17 protein-coding genes are annotated in these 21,301 nt (G+C 40.4%); 14 read left to right on the top strand and 3 right to left on the bottom strand.

Translation table 11 applies throughout. From position 1 onward, the window contains the following. Positions 1 to 265: 265 nt before the first annotated feature. The 12 genes from frr (at position 266) to rnhB (ending at position 12,681) form a co-directional block, all read left to right on the top strand. A complete protein-coding gene (gene frr, locus AC1EU2_RS01025; RefSeq protein ID WP_480296133.1) occupies positions 266 to 823 on the top strand; it encodes a ribosome recycling factor in 558 nt (185 codons plus the stop codon). Positions 824 to 904: 81 nt separating this feature from the next. Continuing rightward, the gene (locus tag AC1EU2_RS01020; RefSeq protein ID WP_480296132.1) at positions 905 to 1,735 is read left to right on the top strand and encodes an isoprenyl transferase; all 831 of its coding nucleotides are present in this window, start codon (positions 905 to 907) and stop codon (positions 1,733 to 1,735) included. 18 nt (positions 1,736 to 1,753) lie between these two features. Further along, a complete protein-coding gene (locus AC1EU2_RS01015) occupies positions 1,754 to 2,608 on the top strand; it encodes a phosphatidate cytidylyltransferase (protein WP_480296131.1) in 855 nt (284 codons plus the stop codon). 4 nt (positions 2,609 to 2,612) lie between these two features. Then, entirely contained in the window at positions 2,613 to 3,812 is a 1,200-nt protein-coding gene (ispC, locus tag AC1EU2_RS01010; protein WP_480296130.1) for a 1-deoxy-D-xylulose-5-phosphate reductoisomerase, read from the top strand. An 11-nt stretch (positions 3,813 to 3,823) separates the two neighbouring features. Further along, the gene (gene rseP, locus AC1EU2_RS01005; protein WP_480296129.1) at positions 3,824 to 5,215 is read left to right on the top strand and encodes a sigma E protease regulator RseP; all 1,392 of its coding nucleotides are present in this window, start codon (positions 3,824 to 3,826) and stop codon (positions 5,213 to 5,215) included. 129 nt (positions 5,216 to 5,344) lie between these two features. After that, positions 5,345 to 7,819, top strand: coding sequence for an outer membrane protein assembly factor BamA (bamA, locus tag AC1EU2_RS01000; RefSeq protein WP_480296128.1), 2,475 nt, complete (start codon positions 5,345 to 5,347; stop codon positions 7,817 to 7,819). Positions 7,820 to 7,974: 155 nt separating this feature from the next. Further along, positions 7,975 to 8,454 (top strand): OmpH/Skp family outer membrane protein, encoded by a 480-nt coding sequence (locus tag AC1EU2_RS00995; RefSeq protein ID WP_129947205.1) that lies wholly within the window; start codon positions 7,975 to 7,977, stop codon positions 8,452 to 8,454. Between the two features lie 101 nt (positions 8,455 to 8,555). Next, positions 8,556 to 9,581 carry a UDP-3-O-(3-hydroxymyristoyl)glucosamine N-acyltransferase gene (lpxD, locus tag AC1EU2_RS00990; protein WP_480296127.1) on the top strand — a complete coding sequence of 342 codons (1,026 nt, stop codon included), beginning with the start codon at positions 8,556 to 8,558 and terminating at the stop codon, positions 9,579 to 9,581. Positions 9,582 to 9,604: 23 nt separating this feature from the next. Then, positions 9,605 to 10,066 carry a 3-hydroxyacyl-ACP dehydratase FabZ gene (fabZ, locus tag AC1EU2_RS00985; RefSeq protein ID WP_480296126.1) on the top strand — a complete coding sequence of 154 codons (462 nt, stop codon included), beginning with the start codon at positions 9,605 to 9,607 and terminating at the stop codon, positions 10,064 to 10,066. A gap of 2 nt (positions 10,067 to 10,068) precedes the next feature. Continuing rightward, positions 10,069 to 10,839 carry an acyl-ACP--UDP-N-acetylglucosamine O-acyltransferase gene (gene lpxA / locus AC1EU2_RS00980; RefSeq protein WP_129947121.1) on the top strand — a complete coding sequence of 257 codons (771 nt, stop codon included), beginning with the start codon at positions 10,069 to 10,071 and terminating at the stop codon, positions 10,837 to 10,839. Positions 10,840 to 10,912: 73 nt separating this feature from the next. After that, on the top strand, positions 10,913 to 12,058 hold the full coding sequence (lpxB, locus tag AC1EU2_RS00975) for a lipid-A-disaccharide synthase (RefSeq protein ID WP_480296125.1): 1,146 nt from the start codon (positions 10,913 to 10,915) through the stop codon (positions 12,056 to 12,058). A gap of 2 nt (positions 12,059 to 12,060) precedes the next feature. Further along, entirely contained in the window at positions 12,061 to 12,681 is a 621-nt protein-coding gene (gene rnhB, locus AC1EU2_RS00970) for a ribonuclease HII (RefSeq protein WP_480296124.1), read from the top strand. Positions 12,682 to 12,684: 3 nt separating this feature from the next. Here the strand turns inward: rnhB and AC1EU2_RS00965 are convergent, their stop codons facing one another. After that, positions 12,685 to 14,169, bottom strand: coding sequence for a hypothetical protein (locus AC1EU2_RS00965; protein WP_480296123.1), 1,485 nt, complete (start codon positions 14,167 to 14,169; stop codon positions 12,685 to 12,687). Positions 14,170 to 14,364: 195 nt separating this feature from the next. Between AC1EU2_RS00965 and dnaE the strand changes: the two genes are divergently transcribed. Then, the gene (gene dnaE / locus AC1EU2_RS00960) at positions 14,365 to 17,841 is read left to right on the top strand and encodes a DNA polymerase III subunit alpha (RefSeq protein WP_480296122.1); all 3,477 of its coding nucleotides are present in this window, start codon (positions 14,365 to 14,367) and stop codon (positions 17,839 to 17,841) included. Next, on the top strand, positions 17,841 to 19,199 hold the full coding sequence (gene tilS / locus AC1EU2_RS00955; RefSeq protein ID WP_480296121.1) for a tRNA lysidine(34) synthetase TilS: 1,359 nt from the start codon (positions 17,841 to 17,843) through the stop codon (positions 19,197 to 19,199). The genes dnaE and tilS overlap by 1 nt, the downstream gene beginning before the upstream one ends. On the opposite strand, the gene dgcS is transcribed toward tilS, so the two are convergent. Together dgcS and AC1EU2_RS00945 are read right to left on the bottom strand one after the other, a co-directional pair. Then, complete coding sequence (dgcS, locus tag AC1EU2_RS00950) at positions 19,186 to 20,064, bottom strand: diguanylate cyclase DgcS (RefSeq protein WP_480296120.1); 879 nt, start codon at positions 20,062 to 20,064, stop codon at positions 19,186 to 19,188. The genes tilS and dgcS overlap by 14 nt on opposite strands. A gap of 99 nt (positions 20,065 to 20,163) precedes the next feature. Next, positions 20,164 to 21,291, bottom strand: coding sequence for a patatin-like phospholipase family protein (locus AC1EU2_RS00945; RefSeq protein WP_480296119.1), 1,128 nt, complete (start codon positions 21,289 to 21,291; stop codon positions 20,164 to 20,166). Positions 21,292 to 21,301: the final 10 nt, after the last annotated feature.

Genomic DNA, 21,301 nt, shown 5'->3' with positions numbered 1-21,301 from the left:
AGCATTGTTGTTGAAATAAAAACCTAAAAAAGCAGTTGGACGTAACTTTTCCACCTGCTTAATTACATCGAAGAAAAAGTAGTAAATTAATAGTATTTTAAGTGAAATACTTGACGCTCATAAACTGGCTAAAATCATCGTTAGCTGCGTTACAAATAGCAATCAGTAGAATAACTACTAATTGTTATTTAAGCCTTGCTACCAAAGATTTTTTCTGCGTTTAAGAACGCCACCAACTACTCTTTCAGACTTAAGGATATTAATTGTGATTGAAGAAATTAAAAGTGGCGCTGAAGAGCGCATGGGAAAATGCGTTGAGTCTACTCAAAGTCAAATGGCTAAGGTTCGTACTGGTCGTGCTCACCCAAGTCTATTAGATACAATCCAAGTTTCTTACTACGGAACGATGACACCACTTAATCAAGTAGGTAACGTTTCGATTGAAGATTCTCGTACGCTTGCTGTTACGATTTTCGACCGCAGCATGACTCAAGCGGTAGAAAAAGCGATCATGTCTTCTGACTTAGGCTTGAACCCAATGTCTGCTGGCGCAACGATTCGTATTCCATTACCTCCTTTAACAGAAGAGCGTCGTAAAGACTTAGTTAAAGTTGTGCGTGCTGAAGCTGAAAACGGTCGTATTGCTGTTCGTAACGTTCGTCGTGACGCTAACTCTGAGTTCAAAGCACTTGAAAAAGAGAAAGGCTGCACAGAAGATGATGTGCGTACAGGTGAAGCAGACATTCAGAAGATTACTGATGCTAACATCAAGAAAATTGATGAAATTTTAGCTGCTAAAGAAGCAGAATTGATGGAAGTCTAAGCACTTCCAGATATCGCTAGAGTTAAGACGCCGTGTAGGGTTATACTACACGGCGTTTGTTTTTATTTAGGGGTGTAATTGATGTCATCCACAATGGAATTTGAGTCGGAAACTGCAATGGAGCAGGAGCTTGACCTGGAGACAGAGACATTACCACAGCAGATTTCTGATTTATTAAAGCAGTCAGTACCACAACATGTTGCCATTATTATGGACGGTAACGGGCGCTGGGCTGAGGCCAAAGGCCAGCCTCGGGTAATGGGGCACAAAGCTGGCGTAAAAGCGGTTCGTAGAACGGTAAGTACAGCCAGAGAATTAGGCATTAAATCACTTACTTTATTCGCATTTTCCAGTGAGAATTGGCGTCGTCCAGAAAAAGAAGTTGGTTTGTTAATGGAGTTGTTTTTTACTGTGTTGCAACGGGAAATAAAACTGCTCCATAAAAATGGCGTGCGCTTGAACATTATTGGTGATACGTCGCGTTTTTCAAATCGATTACAAGCTCAAATCCAAAAAGCACAAGAAAAAACCAAAGATAATAAAGATCTTGTTCTTAACGTGGCTGCTAATTACGGTGGTCGTTGGGATATTATGCAAGCAGCGCAGAAGTTATCTGAGAAGGTGAATGCTGGAGAAATGTCAGCAGAAGACTATAACGAAGAAAACATCTCTAAAATGCTGTGCATGGCCGATCAGCCTGAAGTCGATTTGATGATTAGAACCGGTGGTGATTACCGCATCAGCAACTTTGTGCTATGGCAGGCCGCTTACGCTGAGTTTATATTTACAGAAACGCTTTGGCCTGATTTTAACGAATCAGCTTTTCATCAAGCATTACTGACTTTTGGTTCAAGACAGCGTCGCTTTGGACTGACGGGTAAGCAAATTGACGACTTACGACAACCGTCTTGATTTTAGAGGAATTTCTTTTTGTTAAAACAACGTATTATTACCGCCTTGTGTCTAATCCCACTGGTACTGGCAGGTTTATTTTATTCAACAGCTAATGCTTTTGCTTGGGCATTAGTTGCTGTTTTTGCTATTGCGGCAAGTGAGTGGGGCAGGATAATCGCCAAAGACTGTAAAATCACTCAGTACAGCTTCACATTTAGCTTCACTCTGGTTTTAGTTGTACTTAATATTTTAGTACCCGCTGATCAAATTTGGTATGGCGGACAAATCCATCCACTATACTGGGTAGTTACAGCAGCAGGTTGTTTGTGGTGGTTAGTTTCTTTAGTGCTTGTAGTCGGCTTTCCTAAGAGCAAGGCGATTGTAAACAACTCTTTCTCTAAATCAATCATTGGCCAACTAACATTACTGCCGTTTTATACCGCAATTGTGTCATTAAAGGCATTATCAACGTTCAATGCACCGCATCTAGGTGCCGTATTAGTCTTACTTGTCATGCTGGTGGTTTGGGCGGCTGATAGCGGTGCTTACTTTGCTGGTAAGTCGCTAGGTAAGCGTAAATTAATGCCTAGCGTCAGCCCTGGTAAAACGATTGAGGGACTGCTTGGTGGATTAATTACTACCATGATTGTGGTTGGTATTGTGATGTACATTTCACCACAACAAGAACTTGGTTTGGTGGTTGGCGTCACGCTTGTCGTAGCACTCGCTTCAGCATTGGGCGACTTGTCTGAGAGTATGTTTAAAAGAATTGCTGAAATTAAAGATTCAGGCAATATCTTGCCTGGCCATGGTGGTATCTTAGATAGAGTTGATAGTCTTACTGCTGCTTTCCCAATCTTTACTCTGATTTATATTTCATTCTGGATGTAGTCTTATGGAAAACCTTGTTGTTCTTGGTGCCACGGGCTCCATTGGTACAAATACACTTGATGTAATTAGCCGTAATTCAGATAAGTTCAAAGCGCATACACTTGTTGCTAATACCAACGTCGAAAAGATGCTTGAATTGTGTTTGGAGCATGAACCTAAAGTTGCTCATATGGTGTGTGCTGAAGCTGCACTGCAGCTTCAAACTCGTTTGAGAGACTCAAGTGATATTCAAGTCACAACAGGGATAGAGAACCTGACTGCCCATGTTACATCTGACAATATTGATACGGTAATGGCGGCAATCGTTGGTGCCGCTGGACTCATTCCAACTTATGAAGCAGTAAAAGCTGGAAAAAAAATACTGTTGGCAAATAAAGAAAGTCTGGTGATGTCTGGACGTTTATTTATGGAAGCTGCAAGAACATCTGGTAGTGTTATTTTACCCGTAGACAGTGAACATAATGCGATTTTTCAATGTCTTCCTGAGCAAGTCCAGTCTGAGCTTGGGCACTGTGATTTAGCCTTTCATGGTATTTCTCATGTCTTACTTACGGGCTCTGGCGGGCCATTTTTAACCCGAGAAATTTCAACTTTCAGTGATATTACCCCAGAGCAAGCGTGTAAACACCCTAACTGGTCTATGGGACAAAAGATTTCTGTTGATTCTGCAACCATGATGAATAAAGGCTTAGAGTATATTGAAGCTAAGTGGCTATTCAATACTGGACCTGAGCAACTTCAAGTCGTCATTCATCCGCAAAGTGTGATTCATTCAATGGTGCAGTATCGAGATGGTTCGGTTGTAGCGCAGATGGGAAACCCTGATATGCGCACACCAATTGCTCATTGTTTGTCCTATCCGAAAAGAATTTCATCTGGTGTGGAACCTTTAGACTTTTTCAAAGTCGGACAATTAAGCTTTTGTGAACCAGATTACGAACGTTTTCCTTGTCTTAAGTTGGCTATTGAAGCGTGTGAGCAAGGACAAGAAGCAACAACAGTGTTAAATGCTGCAAATGAAATAGCGGTTGCAGCATTTCTAAAAAATAAGATAGCATTTACTGATATAGCTAAAGTAAATCAAGCATGTATGTCAGGTGTAGTTAAGTCTCAACTTGATACCATCAGCGACATAATCGAATTAGATCGTGAAGCACGAACTATGGCGCAAGCTGAAATTAATAAGCTTTTGAAAGGACGTTGAGAATTACCTGAATGATGGAATTTTTGTGGAATTTAGGCGCATTTATTGTCGCTCTGGGTATTTTAGTTACTGCTCATGAGTACGGACATTTTTGGGTTGCTAGAAAATGTGGCGTGAAAGTTGAGCGCTTTTCAGTAGGCTTTGGTAGAGCAATCTGGAAGCGCACTGCTAAAGACGGCACTGAATATGTGATTGCCATGATACCGCTAGGCGGCTACGTCAAGATGCTTGACGAGCGGGTAGAGGAAGTCCCAGAACATTTACTCGATCAAGCCTTCAATCGAAAATCTGTTTGGCAACGTATTGCTGTGGTCGCTGCTGGACCTATTGCTAACTTCTTATTTGCGATTCTCGTTCTTTTTATTATGTATTTTGTTGGCGTTCCGTCCTTAAAACCTGTAATCGATGGAACTAAATCAGATTCTCCTGCGTCAAAGATTATCGTGAATGAACCTACTCAGATTTTATCTATCGATGGTAAAACCGTGAGAGATTGGGAAGAAGCTAATCTCGCTCTAGTGGGGGAAATTGGTGCTAAAGAACTGACGATAAAAGTTGCGCCTTTATCGCAGGATGTAGATCTTTCAGCTGATGATGAGTTTTCTCAGAGTCAAGGTATAGTCTATCGCTTAGATACTCGAAATTGGAAGTTTGATCCTGATAAAGAGTCTCCGATAACTGCTTTAGGATTAAATATCTATCGACCTAAGGTTGAACCTATCGTAGCTCAAGTGAGTGAAGGCAGCTCTGCGCAGTTGGCTGGTGTCATGGCAAATGACAAGATTATTTCTATCGATGGTCATCCATATGAAGGGTGGGTTGAGTTCGTTAAGTTGATTCAATCATCACCAGAGAAAAATTTGAAGTTTGTGGTTGAGAGAGCTGGGCAGCGCATAACGCTAAATGTAATACCGAAAGCAGTGACTAATGCTGAAGGGAAACAGATAGGTTTGGTTGGTATTGCACCCAAACAACCTAAGTGGCCTGAAAGTATGCGAATTCAGATGGAATATGGCATAGTAGGCTCGCTTAACAATGCTTTGGATAGAACTTGGGAGTTAACTGCTGTCAGTTTAAAAACCATGGCAAAGCTGTTCACTGGTGATGTATCAGTTAAGAGTTTAAGTGGTCCAATTTCAATTGCACAAGGTGCAGGACGAAGTGCAGATTACGGGTTTGTAAGATTTTTAGGGTTTCTAGCACTTATCAGTGTGAGTTTAGGAATCATCAATTTAATGCCAGTACCTATTTTAGATGGCGGGCATTTATTATTTTACTTTGTTGAAGTTATTACGGGAAAACCTGTACCAGAAAAGGTGCAGGATATTGGATTCAGGATCGGGGCAGCGTTATTGCTGATGTTAATGAGTGTTGCACTCTTTAATGATTTTTCTCGACTGTAAATACCTTAAAAGCGCTAGTTGGATGAAATGCTGACAGCTTTGAAGTGGTAGACATGGGTTGTGTTATTCATTGAATAACATCCAACTGCGATTTTGGGATTGAAAGGAAATTAAAACAAGAAGTGCTCTATGAGATTAAATAAACTTTTTGCCTCTATGTTATTAGTCGGAGCTTCATATTCCGGCACAGCTTTGGCCGCTACTTTTGAACCATTTAATGTTACCGATATTCAGGTTCAAGGCCTACAACGGGTAGCTTTAGGTGCCGCCTTACTTAATCTACCAGTTAAGGTTGGTGATCAAGTTGATGAATTAAAACTCCAACAGGCTATCAGAGCACTTTATGCTTCGAATAACTATGAAGATATTCAAGTTAGTCATGATAAAGGCATACTAATTGTAAAAGTGAAAGAGCGTCCGACCATCAGCGAAATTACGTTTGATGGAAACAAGGACATTAAAGATGAACAGCTCCAAGAAAGCCTTGATGGTTCAGGTGTGAAAGTCGGAGAGTCTCTCGACAGAACGATGCTCACAGGCATCGAGAAAGGCCTTCAAGATTTTTATTATGGTGTTGGTAAGTACGGTGCCAAGGTAACTGCTGAAATTGTAAATTTACCTCGAAATCGTGTTGAACTTCGTTTGAAGTTTAAAGAAGGCTTAGCAGCTGATATTCGTCAGATTAACATTGTGGGTAATACTGTCTTTTCTGATGAAGAACTGATCAGTATGCTGGAGCTGAAAGATTACGTCGCTTGGTGGGATTTATTTGGTGAGCGTCGATATCAAAAACAAAAGCTTCAGGCCGATTTAGAAAAAATTAAAGCACATTACCAAAACCAAGGGTATATTCGCTTTAAAGAAACGTCGACTCAGGTTGCAATGACACCAGATCGTAAAGGCTTATATATCACGATTAATATCGATGAAGGTAAACCTTACAAAGTTAAAAAAGTAAACATTACTGGTGACTTAATGGGACGAGAAAAACTTCTTGAAGCATTAAATCCTATTAAAGAAGGTGATACTTATAACGCTGGTGAAGTAACCTTTACAGAAGGTTTGTATAGCAAATATTTAGGCCGTTTTGGTTATGCTTACCCAGAAGTGAAGACCTACCCAGAAATTGATGACAAGACACATGAAGTTACATTGAACATCAACGTTAACCCAGGTAAACGTGTTTATGTTCGAAACATTAACTTTGCGGGTAACACCATCACTAAAGACGAAGTTATGCGTCGTTCTTTAAGGCAGTATGAAGGTGCATGGTTAAACTCGCAGCTTGTTGAACAATCAAAAGAAAATTTAAACCGTTTAGGTTATTTCGAAACGGTTGATACTGAAACCATTAAAGTACCTGGTACGGATGACCTAGTTGATGTTGATTTTAAGGTAAAAGAACAACCTTCTGGTTCATTTAACGCTGGTGTAGGTTATGGTTCAGGTACTGGTGTTAGCTTACAATTTGGTGTTCAGCAAAGTAACTTTTTAGGTACGGGTAATCAAGCCGGTATTAACCTTAATACCAATAAGTACAGTAAAAATGCAAGCATTTCGTATACTAACCCTTATTGGACCAAAGATGGTGTTAGTCTTGGTGGTAGTATCTTCTGGAATCAGTTCGATTATGGACAAGCAAACCTAGAAGCTTACAAAAACCAAGCTTATGGTGTGGCATTAACTTCTGGTTTCCCTATTAATGAGTACAATCGAATTAATGGTGGTATTGGCTTTAGACATAATACTCTGTCGAGTCTAAGTCCAACAGAGCAGACCAATCGATTTAAGAATATTTACGGCCTTGGCGATAGTGATCAATTAAGCTTTAATAATTTCGATTTAACGCTGGGCTGGTATCGTAGTAGCTTAAACCGTGGAACATTCCCAACCAATGGTTCTTCGCAACGATTAAGTGCTAAGGTAACAACACCAGGCTCAGATATTCAGTACTTTAAGTTAGATTTTGATACCAATTTCTACCTCCCGTTAACTCGTGATCATAAGTTTGTATTTTTAGCTCGTGCTCGAGCAGGCTATGGTAATGGTTATGGTAAAACAGATGGTAACGACAACATTTTACCATTCTGGGAAAACTACTATTCGGGTGGAAGTACTACGCTACGAGGGTTTAAATCAAATACGGTAGGACCAAGATCATTTTTCTTGTTGAGAGGAACAGAACCTTGCCCAGATCCGTCTGGAAGTGGTTGTGGTATCCCAACGGATCCAACCCAAATTCAAGTGACAAGTGGCAGAACGATTGGTGGTAACGCCATTGCTACGGCCAGTATGGAAGTGATTTTCCCAATTCCATTCTTAGACGAAGCTTATTCTAATTCGGTACGTTCATCAGTGTTTGTTGATGCAGGTAGCGTATGGGATACTGAGTTTGATTATGATTCTTATCGTAATTTACCAGCATCTGAATTTGCTAAAATTGCTGACTATAGTGACCCTAGTCGTTATAGAGCATCGTATGGACTGAGTGTTCAATGGTTATCACCAATGGGACCAATGATTTTCAGTTTAGCTCGACCGATTCAAGAGTACTCGGATGATGATACTGAAGTATTCTCGTTTAATATTGGCAAGACGTTCTAAAAGATTTATCAGCCATTTCATTTAGGTATTAAATGGCTGTTTTAAAAAGTTAATGCATATTGCCGAAATTTAAGTATATACTCGGCAATCGATAAATTTTAAGATTTAAAGTAAACAAGGAGTAGATTTTGAAAAAGACGGTAACTAAGGCTTTAATGACGCTGGCGTTAATAAGCGCTCCACTAATGGCTCAAGCAGAGAAAATTGCAGTTGTGGATATGGCAGCGGTATTTGAGCAATTACCTCAGCGTGAAGCAGTTGCAAAAACTTTGAAGTCTGAGTTTTCTGATCGCGAAGCCGCTTTGAAGAAAAAGCAAGATGAGTTACGTAAACTATTAGAAAAAAGTCAACGTGACGCAGCCATTATGAGTGCTGATCAAAAAACTGAGACTCAGCGTCAAATGGAATCTATCCGTGCCGACCTTCAATTAAAAGGTAAAGCACTTCAAGAAGATTTCCGTAAACGCAGTTCAGAAGAGCAAAATAAACTTCTTGTTAAAGTTCAAAATGCGATTAACGCACTTGCTAAAAAAGAACAGTTTGACCTTGTTCTTCCTCGTAACGCAGTCGTTTACGTCAAACCTACATCTGATATCAGTAGCAAGGTGATTGAAGCGTTAAGCAAAAGTAAGTAATCTCTGAATTATTACTTGAAGCTACAACAGCCTCTCATACTTAAGAAACAGTTCTGATACAATAGTGTCAGGCTGTTTTTTTTAGGATAATCGGAAGTTACATGCAATCCATAGCTCTCAATGAATTGGCTAACCGTTTAAATGGTGAAGTCAAAGGTAACGGTGATGCGCTGATCTATAGCGTAGCCACATTAGAATCGGCCAAAGCAGGCCAGTTATCTTTTTTGTCCAATAGCAAATATCGTAGCCAACTTGAGAAAACTCAAGCAACGGCAGTATTACTCTCTGATAAGTTTGCTGATGAATTCGAAGGAAATGCCGTTTTAGTTAAAGACCCTTATGTCGCATTTGCTCGTGTTGCTCAATTGCTTGATACCACACCAAAAACCGCTGATGGTATTCATCCTAGCGCTCAAATAGATTCATCCGCCAAGCTAGGTGAAAATGTAGCCGTGGGTGCTAATGCGGTTATTGGTCAGGATGTTATTCTTGGCGATAACGTTCAAGTAGGTGCCGGCAGCGTTATTGGTCAAGAGTCTATTGTTGGTTCTAATACACGCCTTTGGGCAAATGTAACTGTTTACCACCGTGTACAAATCGGTACTGACTGTATTATTCACTCAGGTGCTGTTATCGGCAGTGATGGGTTTGGTTATGCGAATGAAGCCGGTAATTGGGTTAAAATTCCTCAGACTGGTGGCGTACAAATTGGTGACTGTGTTGAAATTGGCGCAGGTACTACGATTGATCGTGGTGCACTAGAAGATACTGTTATTGAAGACGGTGTGATTATAGATAACCAAGTTCAAGTTGCACATAATGTTGTTATCGGAGCCAATTCTGCGGTAGCGGGTAATTCAACATTTGCAGGTAGCTGTACAATCGGAAAGTACTGCATCATAGGCGGCAATAGTGCTATTGCAGGTCATTTATCGGTGGCTGACGGTACTCATATATCGGGAGCAACCAATGTCACTCACGATATCAAGAAAGCAGAAGTGCTGTCGTCAGCAACAATTGCAATGCCAAATAAACTTTGGCGAAGAAATACCGTTCGCTTTAGACAACTCGATGAGTTATTCCAACGTGTTAAAACACTGGAAAAAACGGTAGAATCTCAAGATTAATTTTCAATTGAAGGAATGTATTCGTGTCAAATGAAATGAATACAATGGATATCCACGAAATTTTAAAATTTCTTCCACATAGATATCCATTTTTATTAGTTGATCGTGTTGTTGGATACGATACAGCTACAGGTGATTTACACGCCATTAAAAATGTAAGTATTAATGAACCATTTTTCCAAGGCCACTTCCCGGTTAAGCCTGTGATGCCTGGTGTACTTCTTTTAGAAGCCATGGCGCAAGCATCAGGCTTATTGGCATTTAAAACGATGAGTGAAGAGCCGCCTGCAGCGAATGTTCTTTTCTACTTCGCAGGTATTGATAAAGTTCGGTTTAAGCGTGTAGTAGAACCAGGTGATCAAATTCATTTCAAAGTGAAGTTACTCAAAGAGCGTCGTGGAATTGGCGTTTTCCAAGGAGAAGCCATTGTGGACGGCGAGCTGGCTTGTTCAGCTGAAATTATGTGTGCTCGCAGAGAGATTTAATTGTGATAGATAAATTAGCGTTTGTTCACCCTAATGCCAAAATTGGTAAAAACGTAACCATCGGCCCGTGGAGTTATGTTGGTGAAGGTGTTGAACTAGGCGACGACTGTTGGTTAAGTTCGCATGTTGTTATCAAAGGTCCATCGATAATCGGTAAAGGTAACCGTTTTTTCCAGTTTTCTTCAGTAGGCGAAGAATGTCAGGATAAAAAATATGCAGGTGAGCCAACTAAGCTGATCATGGGTGATAACAATATCGTACGTGAAAATGTGACAATTCATCGTGGCACAATTCAAGACAACAGCGAAACGCGCATTGGTTCGAATAACTTGTTTATGAATTACGTTCATATTGCTCACGATTGTGTTGTTGGCAATAACGTAATTTTGGCAAACAATGCTTCTATTGCTGGTCATGTTCACGTAGGTGATTGGGTGATTTTGGGCGGGATGACAGGTGTGCATCAGTTTGTGCGTATTGGTGATCATGCATTCACTGCAGGGGCTTCTCTTATTCTTCAAGATGTTCCTCCATATGTCATGGCAGCTGGACAACCTGCTATACCACGTGGTTTAAACCGTGAAGGGTTAAAACGAAGAGGCTTTTCTAAAGAGGCTCAGCAGGCTGTGATGAGAGCATACAAAGCTTTTTATCGTAATAACCTTACCGTAGATGAAGCTGTTGAATCCTTGAAAGAGGAAGTTAAGGCATTCCCAGAAGTGAGTAAAATGGTAGACTTTATCACTCACTCAGGTCGTGGCATCATACGTTAAGATATTGCATAATCTTAGAGGCCTCAGTGTGAGGCCTTTTTTGTTTAAACCTCTTTTATAAAAGAATGGAAATATGATTCAAAATAGCACGCCCACTTTTGCCATTGTTGTTGGAGAAATATCAGGAGATATTCTCGGAGCTGGATTAGTCAAGTCCTTAAAACAACGATACCCAAATGCACGGTTTGTGGGGATTGGTGGCCCAAGGATGGAAGCACTTGGTTTTGAGTCTTTATTTTCAATGGAGGAATTGGCAGTGATGGGCATTGTTGAAGTGCTTTCACGTTTGCCACGATTACTTAAAGTACGTAAGACCTTGATTGAAAAAATCACAGCTATTCAACCCGATTGTTTTATTGGTATTGATGCACCTGACTTTAATATTGGTTTAGAACATCGCCTGAAACAAAAAGGCATCAAGACTGTGCACTATGTCAGCCCTTCAGTGTGGGCATGGCGGCCAAAGCGGATTTTTAAAATCGCAGCAGCAACGGATATGGTGTTATCACTACTACCGTTTGAAAAAGCATTTTATGATAAACATGATGTACCCTGTACTTTTGTAGGTCATACATTAGCCGATGATATTCCACTTGAAAGCGATAAGCTTGAAGCTAGAAGAGCTCTTAATTTAGACCCTAGTGCTGAGTATCTTGCAATCTTGCCGGGCTCTCGTGGTGGTGAATTAAAACAACTTGCTGAGCCGTTTGTAAAATCAGCCGTAGAGCTCAAAAAGAAATATCCGGATTTAAAGTTCATTTCGCCTGTTGTTAATGAAAAACGTGAACATCAACTCGTTGAAGCGCTTAAACAACATGCGCCTGATTTAGAAATACATATTGTACTAGGCCATTCAAGAGAGGTTATGGCCGCCGCAGATTGCATTTTATTAGCTTCTGGTACAGCGACCCTTGAAGCTGCGTTAGTGAAGCGTCCTATGGTAGTCGCTTATCGAGTCAGCCCTATCACTTATCAGATTGCTAAACGTATGATGCAAATTGACCACTATTCTCTGCCTAACTTGCTGTCAGATAAAAAAGTGATTGATGAATTGATTCAGGCTGACTGTACGGTAGATAAAATCGTAGAATCGGTATCTAAACAACTTGATGGTGATTTTGAGCCTTTGAAACAAACATTTATCGATATTCATCAATCATTGGCATGTAATGCCAGTGAGCGTGCCGCTGATGCTATAACAGCACTAATTGAGAAATAAACATGGCTGTATTTAAAAATATTACTGAAGATCTGATTGCTGAGCTAACTCAAAGCTTACACGCTGGTGTAGATGAAGTTGGCCGTGGGCCGTTGATTGGAGATGTGGTTACTGCGGCTGTAATACTTGATCCAGCAAATCCAATTACTGGACTGAATGACTCTAAAAAATTATCAGAAAAAAAACGTGATGCGTTATATGAGCAGATTTTAGAAAAAGCATTATCGGTAAGTGTTGGTCGTTGTTCTCCAGCAGAAATTGATGAGTTGAATATCTTACAAGCGACAATGACTGCAATGCAACGAGCTGTAGCAGGTTTAAATATCCAACCTGAGTCAGTGCTTATTGATGGTAATCGCACGCCAGAATTTGCAATGCCTGCCCATGCTATTGTAAAAGGTGACGGGTTAATTGACTCGATAAGTGCGGCCTCAATTGTTGCGAAAGTCGTTCGAGATAAAGAAATGATAGATCTTGATGCCAAGCATCCACAATATGGATTTGCAAGGCATAAGGGATATCCAACAAAGGTTCATATGGCTGCACTTCAAGAATATGGCGTGTTGCCTGAACATAGAAAGAGCTTTAAACCAGTGAGAGAATATTTAGGAAAACATTCGTAGGTATTACGTCAAGTGACTCCAGTTATCCAATAACCTGATAAAGGCTTTAGTGTTTAAGTAATCTTGTTTTTTTAGTTCTGGATTAAGTGATACTTTTTGTAGAAGTGTCTTTATAAGTTGAAAGTTTTCAGGGTGTTTTTCTGCCGTGTAAAACAAGGCGTACGTAAGCATAAAAGGCGTTAAATACTGTTTATCTCGGTTAAACATCTCTTTAGATATAATGTCTGCAATGACTTCATCCCAGCATTGGTCTCTATCTTTTACAATATCTTGATCGAGTAAAGGCCGTTTTGCTTGCTCATAAGTATTTATTGCTTCTTGAAGCTTTGCGATATTAGGTTCCGTAAGTTCAGATTTTTCGTAAACCTTTCTGTTTGTGAGCACATGAAGGTGTTTAAGCTTTATTGCAACTTTTTCTAGAATTTGATTCGTTCTTTTAGGTGAAACCAATTGTTTTTTTATATCCATGAAAGATGAATCAATATCTAACAGTAACGTTTTGTACTCTGAAGGAATTTTTGAGAGTACAACGCAATGACCACAATCATGTACTCCTGAAAAAAGTTTCGATGTGAAGTAACCATGAGGGTGTTGAAAGTTATTTTTTATCGCCCGATGAAAAATAGCGATTGGATGAGTTCCATCTTCACGATATTCAACCAAATCATCAGCAGTGGTTGAACCTAAGAATGGCTCCATTTTTGTCGCTTCACCATCGAAATTCATCAAGTCAATTTGTGACTCAATCGTTGGGAAAAAGACAGTTCTTGTTTCTTTGGAATGCTCGACTGGAACAGGGACTATACGAGAAAAGTTCCACAATGCATAATATGGGCTATTCATAGGCAGACTTTTGAATTCATTTTCTCTTGCTTTCTTTATTTCTTCTGCTTGCTCTGAGGTCAGTTTCGCAGTCATAAAAAAGCATGGTGTTGATGGATATTTCTTCATAAACCGTCTGTATTTTAAGCCGTCTGAACGGCACATAATCCCTTTGGTATCTTCTAGTTTGAATAGCTGCTCTTTCAGTTCTTGGTTCTGTGGCGCATTTAAATCAACAACTTCGACGCAGTCACACTTGAAAACCTCCGAATCTGATGAGATACCATCACTAAACTGTTCGAAAAAATTAGCAAGGTATGAGAAATTTAGATATTGATTTTTATCTATTTCTCCTATTATGTATAAATAAATTAAAATTGACCCCGCATCCGGTTGTTTAAACACTTGGTTGTTATAATCCTGCTGTGAAATAGCTCGAAAACAGGTTTCAATATCCTGTAAATCTAAATTTAAAAGTTCAGATTTTAGCTCGTCAATGCCTTCTGCGTGACTGGATAGATTTACAAACCGCTCCTCTGTAAACGCTCTCTCTAAATCAGTAGATAGGTGAATTGAATTAGCAACTGTTGAAAGTTGTGAGAGTAAGTCAGCTGGCGGTACTGTATAGGACGATGGATAGATAGCGCTTAAGTAAACCGAAGCCATTACCTTACCTTAAACTCAAATATGTTCTTTTAAATATATAACTAAAATTAGGTATTTCGACGTTTCAAAAAAATGTTTAACGTGGTGTTAACTTGTAATTTATTTTGTAATTGACTGAATGGGGTTGTGACATTTGATTCTGGCAAGAATATACTAGACTTTCTAGTTACTAACCTGATAATCACAACAACATTTATGTCCGATCCCCGTTTTGTTCATTTACGTGTCCACAGTGACTATTCCATGTCAGATGGTTTAGCGAAAGTTAAGCCAATTCTTGCGAGAGTCAATGAGCTAGGTATGGCTGCAGTTGCGCTCACTGATCAAAATAATTTATGTGGTTTAGTGAAATATTATGGTGGGTGCCATGGTGCTGGTGTTAAACCGATCATTGGTGCTGATTTTTGGATGAAGGTGCCTGATGTTGATGAATTATGCGCATTAACAGTGATTGCTTCAGATAACGATGGTTATCAGAATCTTACTCAGTTGATCAGTCATGCCTATTTACGAGGTGAGTTTCAAGGCAAAACGGTCATTGATCAGGAGTGGTTAGTAGAATTTAACAAAGGTATTATTTTACTCTCAGGTGGCAAAGATGGTGATATTGGTCGAGCTTTGCTTAAAGGTAACTTTGTAGAGGCGAATGCATTAGTAGATTTTTATAAGCAGCATTTTTCTGATAGATATTTTTTAGAACTGTTAAGAACAGGACGTGCGGATGAAGAACGATACCTTCATGCCGCTGTTGAGCTATCAACACAAGTCGATTTGCCTGTTGTTGCCACAAACCAAGTGGTATTCCTTAAGCCTGAAGACTTCGATGCGCATGAAATTCGAGTCGCCATTCATGATGGTTTTACTCTTGGCGATCCCCGCAGGCCAAAGAATTACAGCGAACAACAATATTTACGCACAGAAGAAGAAATGTGCGAGCTGTTTGCTGACATTCCTGAAGCACTTCAGAATTCGGTTGAAATTGCGAAGCGATGCAATGTTACAGTTCGACTCGGTGAATATTTTTTACCAGATTATCCAACTGGTGACATGTCAATTGAAGACTTTCTGGTTGATGTCTCAGAAAAAGGGTTGCAAGAGCGTTTAGAGTTTTTATTCCCGGACGAGGCTGAAAGAGCCGAAAAACGTAAAGAATACGATGAACGTTTGGATATTGAGCTCAATGTTATCAACCAAATGGGATTCCCCGGTTACTTCCTTATTGTGATGGAATTTATCCAATGGGGTAAAGATAATGCCATTCCTGTTGGTCCCGGTCGTGGTTCTGGTGCCGGTTCATTGGTGGCTTACGCATTAAAAATCACCGATCTTGATCCACTTGAATTCGATTTACTGTTCGAACGATTCTTAAACCCAGAACGTGTATCCATGCCCGACTTCGATGTCGATTTCTGTATGGACAGACGTGATGAAGTAATTGATCACGTTGCTGAGCTCTATGGTCGTGATGCGGTATCGCAAATTATCACATTCGGTACCATGGCAGCAAAAGCGGTAATTCGTGATGTAGGGCGTGTGCTTGGTCATCCTTATGGCTTTGTAGACAGAATTTCTAAGATGGTACCAGCCGAACCCGGAATGACCTTGGCGAAAGCGTTTGAAGCAGAGCCAAGCTTGCCTGAAGCGTATGATGCCGACGAAGAAGTTCGCGACCTTATCGATATGTGTCGTATTCTTGAAGGTGTGACACGTAATGCGGGTAAACATGCTGGTGGGGTGGTAATTGCGCCTACCAAAATCACCGATTTTGCACCTCTTTATTGTGACTCGGAAGGTAACAATCCCGTCACTCAGTTTGATAAGAACGATGTTGAAACAGCCGGGCTGGTCAAGTTCGATTTCCTAGGACTTCGAACATTAACCATTATCGACTGGGCATTACAGATGGTAAATGCGACTCAGAAGAAGAAGGGCTTACCTGATATTCATATTGAGTCGATTCCGCTAGATGATCCTAAGTCATTCGCATTACTGCAACGTTATGAAACGACAGCGGTGTTCCAGTTAGAATCCCGTGGTATGAAAGATCTGATTAAGCGCCTGCAGCCAGATTGTTTTGAAGATATGATCGCATTGGTTGCGCTGTTCCGTCCGGGCCCGTTGCAATCAGGTATGGTTGATAACTTCATTGAACGTAAACATGGTCGTGAAGAAGTCTCATACCCAGATCAGCAATGGCAGCACGAATCATTAAAAACCTTACTTGAACCGACTTACGGTATTATTTTGTATCAAGAGCAGGTAATGCAGATTGCACAGGTACTTGCGGGATATACTCTTGGCGGCGCCGACATGTTACGTCGTGCTATGGGTAAGAAAAAGCCAGAAGAAATGGCGAAGCAACGAAGCATTTTTGAAGAGGGTGCAATCAAAAATGGCGTGGACGGTGAGTTGTCCATGAAAATTTTTGACTTGGTAGAAAAATTTGCAGGTTATGGTTTTAACAAATCTCACTCAGCGGCATATGCGCTCGTTTCATATCAAACGTTGTGGCTGAAAACGCACTATCCATCTGAATTTATGGCAGCCGTAATGTCGGCGGATATGGATAACACAGATAAAATTGTTACCCTCGTTGATGAATGTGAACGCATGGGGTTGCCGCTATTACCGCCTGACGTGAATAAAGGTCTATATCAATTTACCGTAGATGAAGAGTCTAATATCGTTTATGGCATCGGTGCAATTAAAGGCGTAGGTGAAGGGCCTGTTGAGTCGATTATCAATGCGCGAGAACAAGGCGGGGCATTCAAAGATTTATTCGACTTTTGTGCTCGAGTGGATCTTAAAAAGCTGAATCGTCGAGTGATTGAAAAACTCATTTTTGCAGGTGCTCTTGATAAGTTAGGCCCTCATCGTGCATCGATGATGGAAACGTTATCGGAAGCAATAAAGGCGGCAGATCAGCATGCGAAAGCTGAAGCTACAGGGCAACACGATATGTTTGGGTTGCTCAATACTAAACCTGATGATGTAAAACAGCAGTTTGTAGAGTGTACGCCATTCCCTGAAAAAATTTGGCTTGAAGGTGAGCGTGATACCTTGGGTTTATACCTTACTGGTCATCCTATCAACCAATATTTAAAAGAGTTAAAGCAGTACACTAATGGTCGCTTGAAAGACGCTCACCCTACCGGAAGAGGTAAAACAACCAAGGTTGCAGGGTTGGTTATCGCAAGTCGTGTGATGATAACTAAGCGCGGTTCAAAAATGGGTTTAGTGACGCTTGACGATAAAAGTGGTCGTTTAGAGATTATGTTTTTCACTGAAGCGTTTGAGAAGTTTAATCACCTTATCGAAAAAGATCGTATTCTCATTTGCGAAGGTGAGGTGAGTGTCGATGACTTTTCTGGCGGTAATAGAATGACAGCCAGAAATGTGATTGATATCAGTGAAGCTCGAAGCCACTTCGCAAAATACGTTGAAGTTGATTTAGATAATACTCAAGCTACGCCTAAATTATTAGAGTCTTTCCAAAACACACTCTCAGAATGGACGGCAGAAGGTAAAGTGCCCGTTGTGGTTAATTACAAGCAAGCCGGTGCAAAAGGCCAATTGGAGCTAGGTGAGCAATGGCGAGTTAACCCAAGCGATGACTTAATGCTTTCGCTGCAAACTATGATTGGCCCAGACAAAGTAAGGATTATGTTTTAATGGAGTTATCACAGCTGATTGAGGATCTTGATGGATTACTTGATGGCTTGCCTAATCTTGACTCGAGGGAGTTAGTTTTAGGATACAGTGGTGGTGTCGACTCTGAAGTTTTAGCTTTTGTTTTGAGTGAGTATGTGAAACATAAGCCAACGGTACAGGTGAAGTTGGTTTATGTTCATCATGGTTTGAGCGCCAATGCGGATAAGTGGCAGTATCACTGCCAGCAACAAGCTAAAAAATATCAATTACCGTTTATTGCTAAGCACGTTGAAGTTAAACAAGGTGCTCGTTTAAGTCTTGAAGCTGAAGCTCGAAAGGTTCGTTATCAAGCGTTTATCGAAGAGATGAGCGCGAGCGGTGATGTGTTACTCACTGCACATCATCAAGACGATCAACTAGAAACTCTATTATTAGCGTTGAAGCGCGGGCAAGGGCCAAAAGGGATCGGTGGAATGACTCAAGCTCAGTCTTTCAATGGTAACTGTTGGCAAATAAGACCCTTACTTGGTTACTCAAAAGATGAAGTGATTCAGTTTGCTCGGCAACATCAATTAATCCACATTGAAGATGAAAGTAATCAAGATACTCAGTTTGATCGTAACTTTTTGCGACAAGTTATCATTCCTCAGTTAAAAGACCGTTGGCCTGCTATTGCAGAAACCGCTAGCCGAAGTGCACTGTTGAGCCAACAGCAAGAACTGTTGCTTGATGAGGTGACGCAAGAAAAGTTGCGGCAACATATTTCATCTTCTCCTTATGCTGAATATGTATTGAATTTAGAAAGTTTCAATACATTATCATTTCCTTGGCAAAGACAGATCCTAAGAGGGTTCATAGAACTTAATCAGCTGGTACCACCTTCTTTAGTTCAGCTTGATCAAACTATCGAGCAACTTACGCTGGCAAAGCCCGATGCTAAGGTTGAATTACACTTTTCTAATTTATTGATAAGACGCTTTAAAAATCGAGTTTTTGCAGAGAAGTATAAAAATGTAATGCCGCTGCAAAACGTTCAAATTGAGTTTTTTAATACTGAAAAAAAAATTGAGCTTAATGATGGAAGAATACTCTCATTGAATATTGATAGTAATACCGAAAGAGGGTTGCGTTTACCTAAAGAAGGTGAAGTGGTGACGATTCGGTTTGGCGCAGCAGGAAGTACGCTATGCCATCCAGATTTTCGTCATAAACCTAGGCAATTAAAAAAATTGTGGCAAGAACTTGAGGTTCCGACTTGGGAAAGACATCGAGTTCCACTCATTTATTATAACGAGCAGTTAGTTGCTGTAGTTGAACTATGGATTGAAAAGAGCGCAATTTCGACTGCAGAGCAATCTCTGAACGTTACGCTACTTTAAAACAACTTTCGCCTTGAGCTTTCGCACTATACATAGCTTTGTCAGCAAGTTCATAGATACTCTTAGCATTTAAGTCTTCTGTGAATTCAGCAATTCCGATACTCGTCATTACATTGAATTGAGAAAGCAATGGGTTATGAGGCAACTGCAAAATAATTCGTTGGCAAAGAGTTTTTGCTGAGCCTTCATCACCGTGCACTAGAATCGTAAATTCATCACCACCAACTCGAAATGCTTGATCAGAATTTCTGATAGAATTACGGAGTAATTGCCCGAACTCTGTCAAAATTGTGTCGCCCAACTGGTGACCAAATTTATCATTAAGCTGCTTAAAGTTATCTAAATCTAATACGATCAGGCTTAATCGATCTGAACCACGTTTAACTCTGGCAATATTTGCCTCCAACATTTGTTGAAAATAACGACGATTCCCAAGGTTAGTCAGAGAGTCAAACATGGCTTGTTTCGACATATCAGAATATCGAATCGCATTATCCAGCGGCTGAACCAGCAGCTCTTCAATTTTTTGTAGTAGTGCAGCTTGACTCGACGTCAGCTTATCACTGAATCGATAATGAATCTCTGTCGACTGTAAGCCAATCTGAATATGCTGTTTAGAACCGTATCCTTGGCCGACACCCCATATAAGATGATGGCGAGGCAGCTTAAGTTGCACACCTATAACCGGCAAAATATCACCGAGTAACTTGCCGTAACAGGCAAATACTGTTCGTGGGTCAAGGCTCGCATGTAAAGACTGTAAAACAGCAATAATATCTGGCTTAACTTCACTGCTTGCAATCGCCGCACTTGAGCTGAAGTTAATGCTTTCTGTTTGATAATCTCTAGCTAAACCAAAGTCCATCTTTTTCTCCGGTCAAAAATATAACTATTAGTTAACAATTTGCAGGTAGCGTGCCAAAAGATAGAAACTTTAATGAGTCAGTGTTTAGTTGGTTTAAATTTATTCACTTTTACCAAGAAATCGATAAATTTCATCGAGCTTAGGTAGGGTATCTTTGTAACCTAAGTTCATAAGTGCTTTGGTATAAGCTTTTTCAAAGAGTAAGTATGAAATCACGCTAGACTCCGAATACTGATTGACACCAAACCCTCTCAGTAACATACGAACAGCGAAAGGCATATGAGAGTAATATTGAGCGGCAATTTCACCCAAGTCTTCGCTCGGCTTTAGAACTAAAGTGTCAATATTTCTAAGCGGGTATTCGGTTCTTTGGGATTCAGGAATCAAGTTAATGGTGTTGTTAATTCTCTTTAAGCGCTCTAAATCGCTATTAAGTGTATCTGAGAATATCGTGTCTAGGAGGTGACCAGCAATCGCCGCCGTAGTGGGGTGATGTTTTAATCGTTTATCTTTATGCTTGTGATGGCTGTCTAAGTTAATCACTAATAGCTTGTTAGCCCCTAAGTGAATTGGACTAGACAGTGGTGATAGTTGATGAACAGAGCCATCGCCATAATATTTTCTTCTTAATCGCACGGTTGGAAAGGCTAAGGGGATGGCTGAACTTGCGAGTAAGTGGTGGGTATACAAATGCCCTCGAATTCCTTTTCTGCGAGCACGGCTCCAGTTTTCAATTTCGGGTTTTGCTTGAAAAAACGTGATCGATTTAGAATCGTTGTAGCATGACACATCAATGGCTAAAGCGGTAAGCGCTCCTAGGTCAATATTTCTATCGATACGCTTAAAATCCATCACATTGTTGAGTAAGTCTCTTAACGGGTCATTATTGAATAAACTCCCTGGGCCCGGATTATAACTGTTTGCTTGAAGCCCTTTTAATGCCATTTTAATAAGGTGACCTGTCACTCCTGTCATAGAGCTTTTGTAAATTTTATCGGTAGTGAAGTGACCCCATACATACTCCAGTTTTTTCACCGCAAGATGAAAGCATGAAGCGTGAGTGGCAAGTGATGTGGCATTGATAGCACCAGCTGATGAACCGGAAAGAATTTCAAATGGAATATTATGATTTCGTGGATAGTTTTGAACAATCGCTTTAAACACGCCAACTTGATAGGCCGCTCTAGCACCACCTCCACCTAACACCAATGCGGTTTTATCGCTCACTACCTCTATT

It is taken from the genome of Parashewanella sp. 2304DJ23-3 (assembly GCF_056591695.1).
Note: the sequence above shows the minus strand (reverse complement) of the source record. Positions and strands in the feature narration are given on the sequence as shown.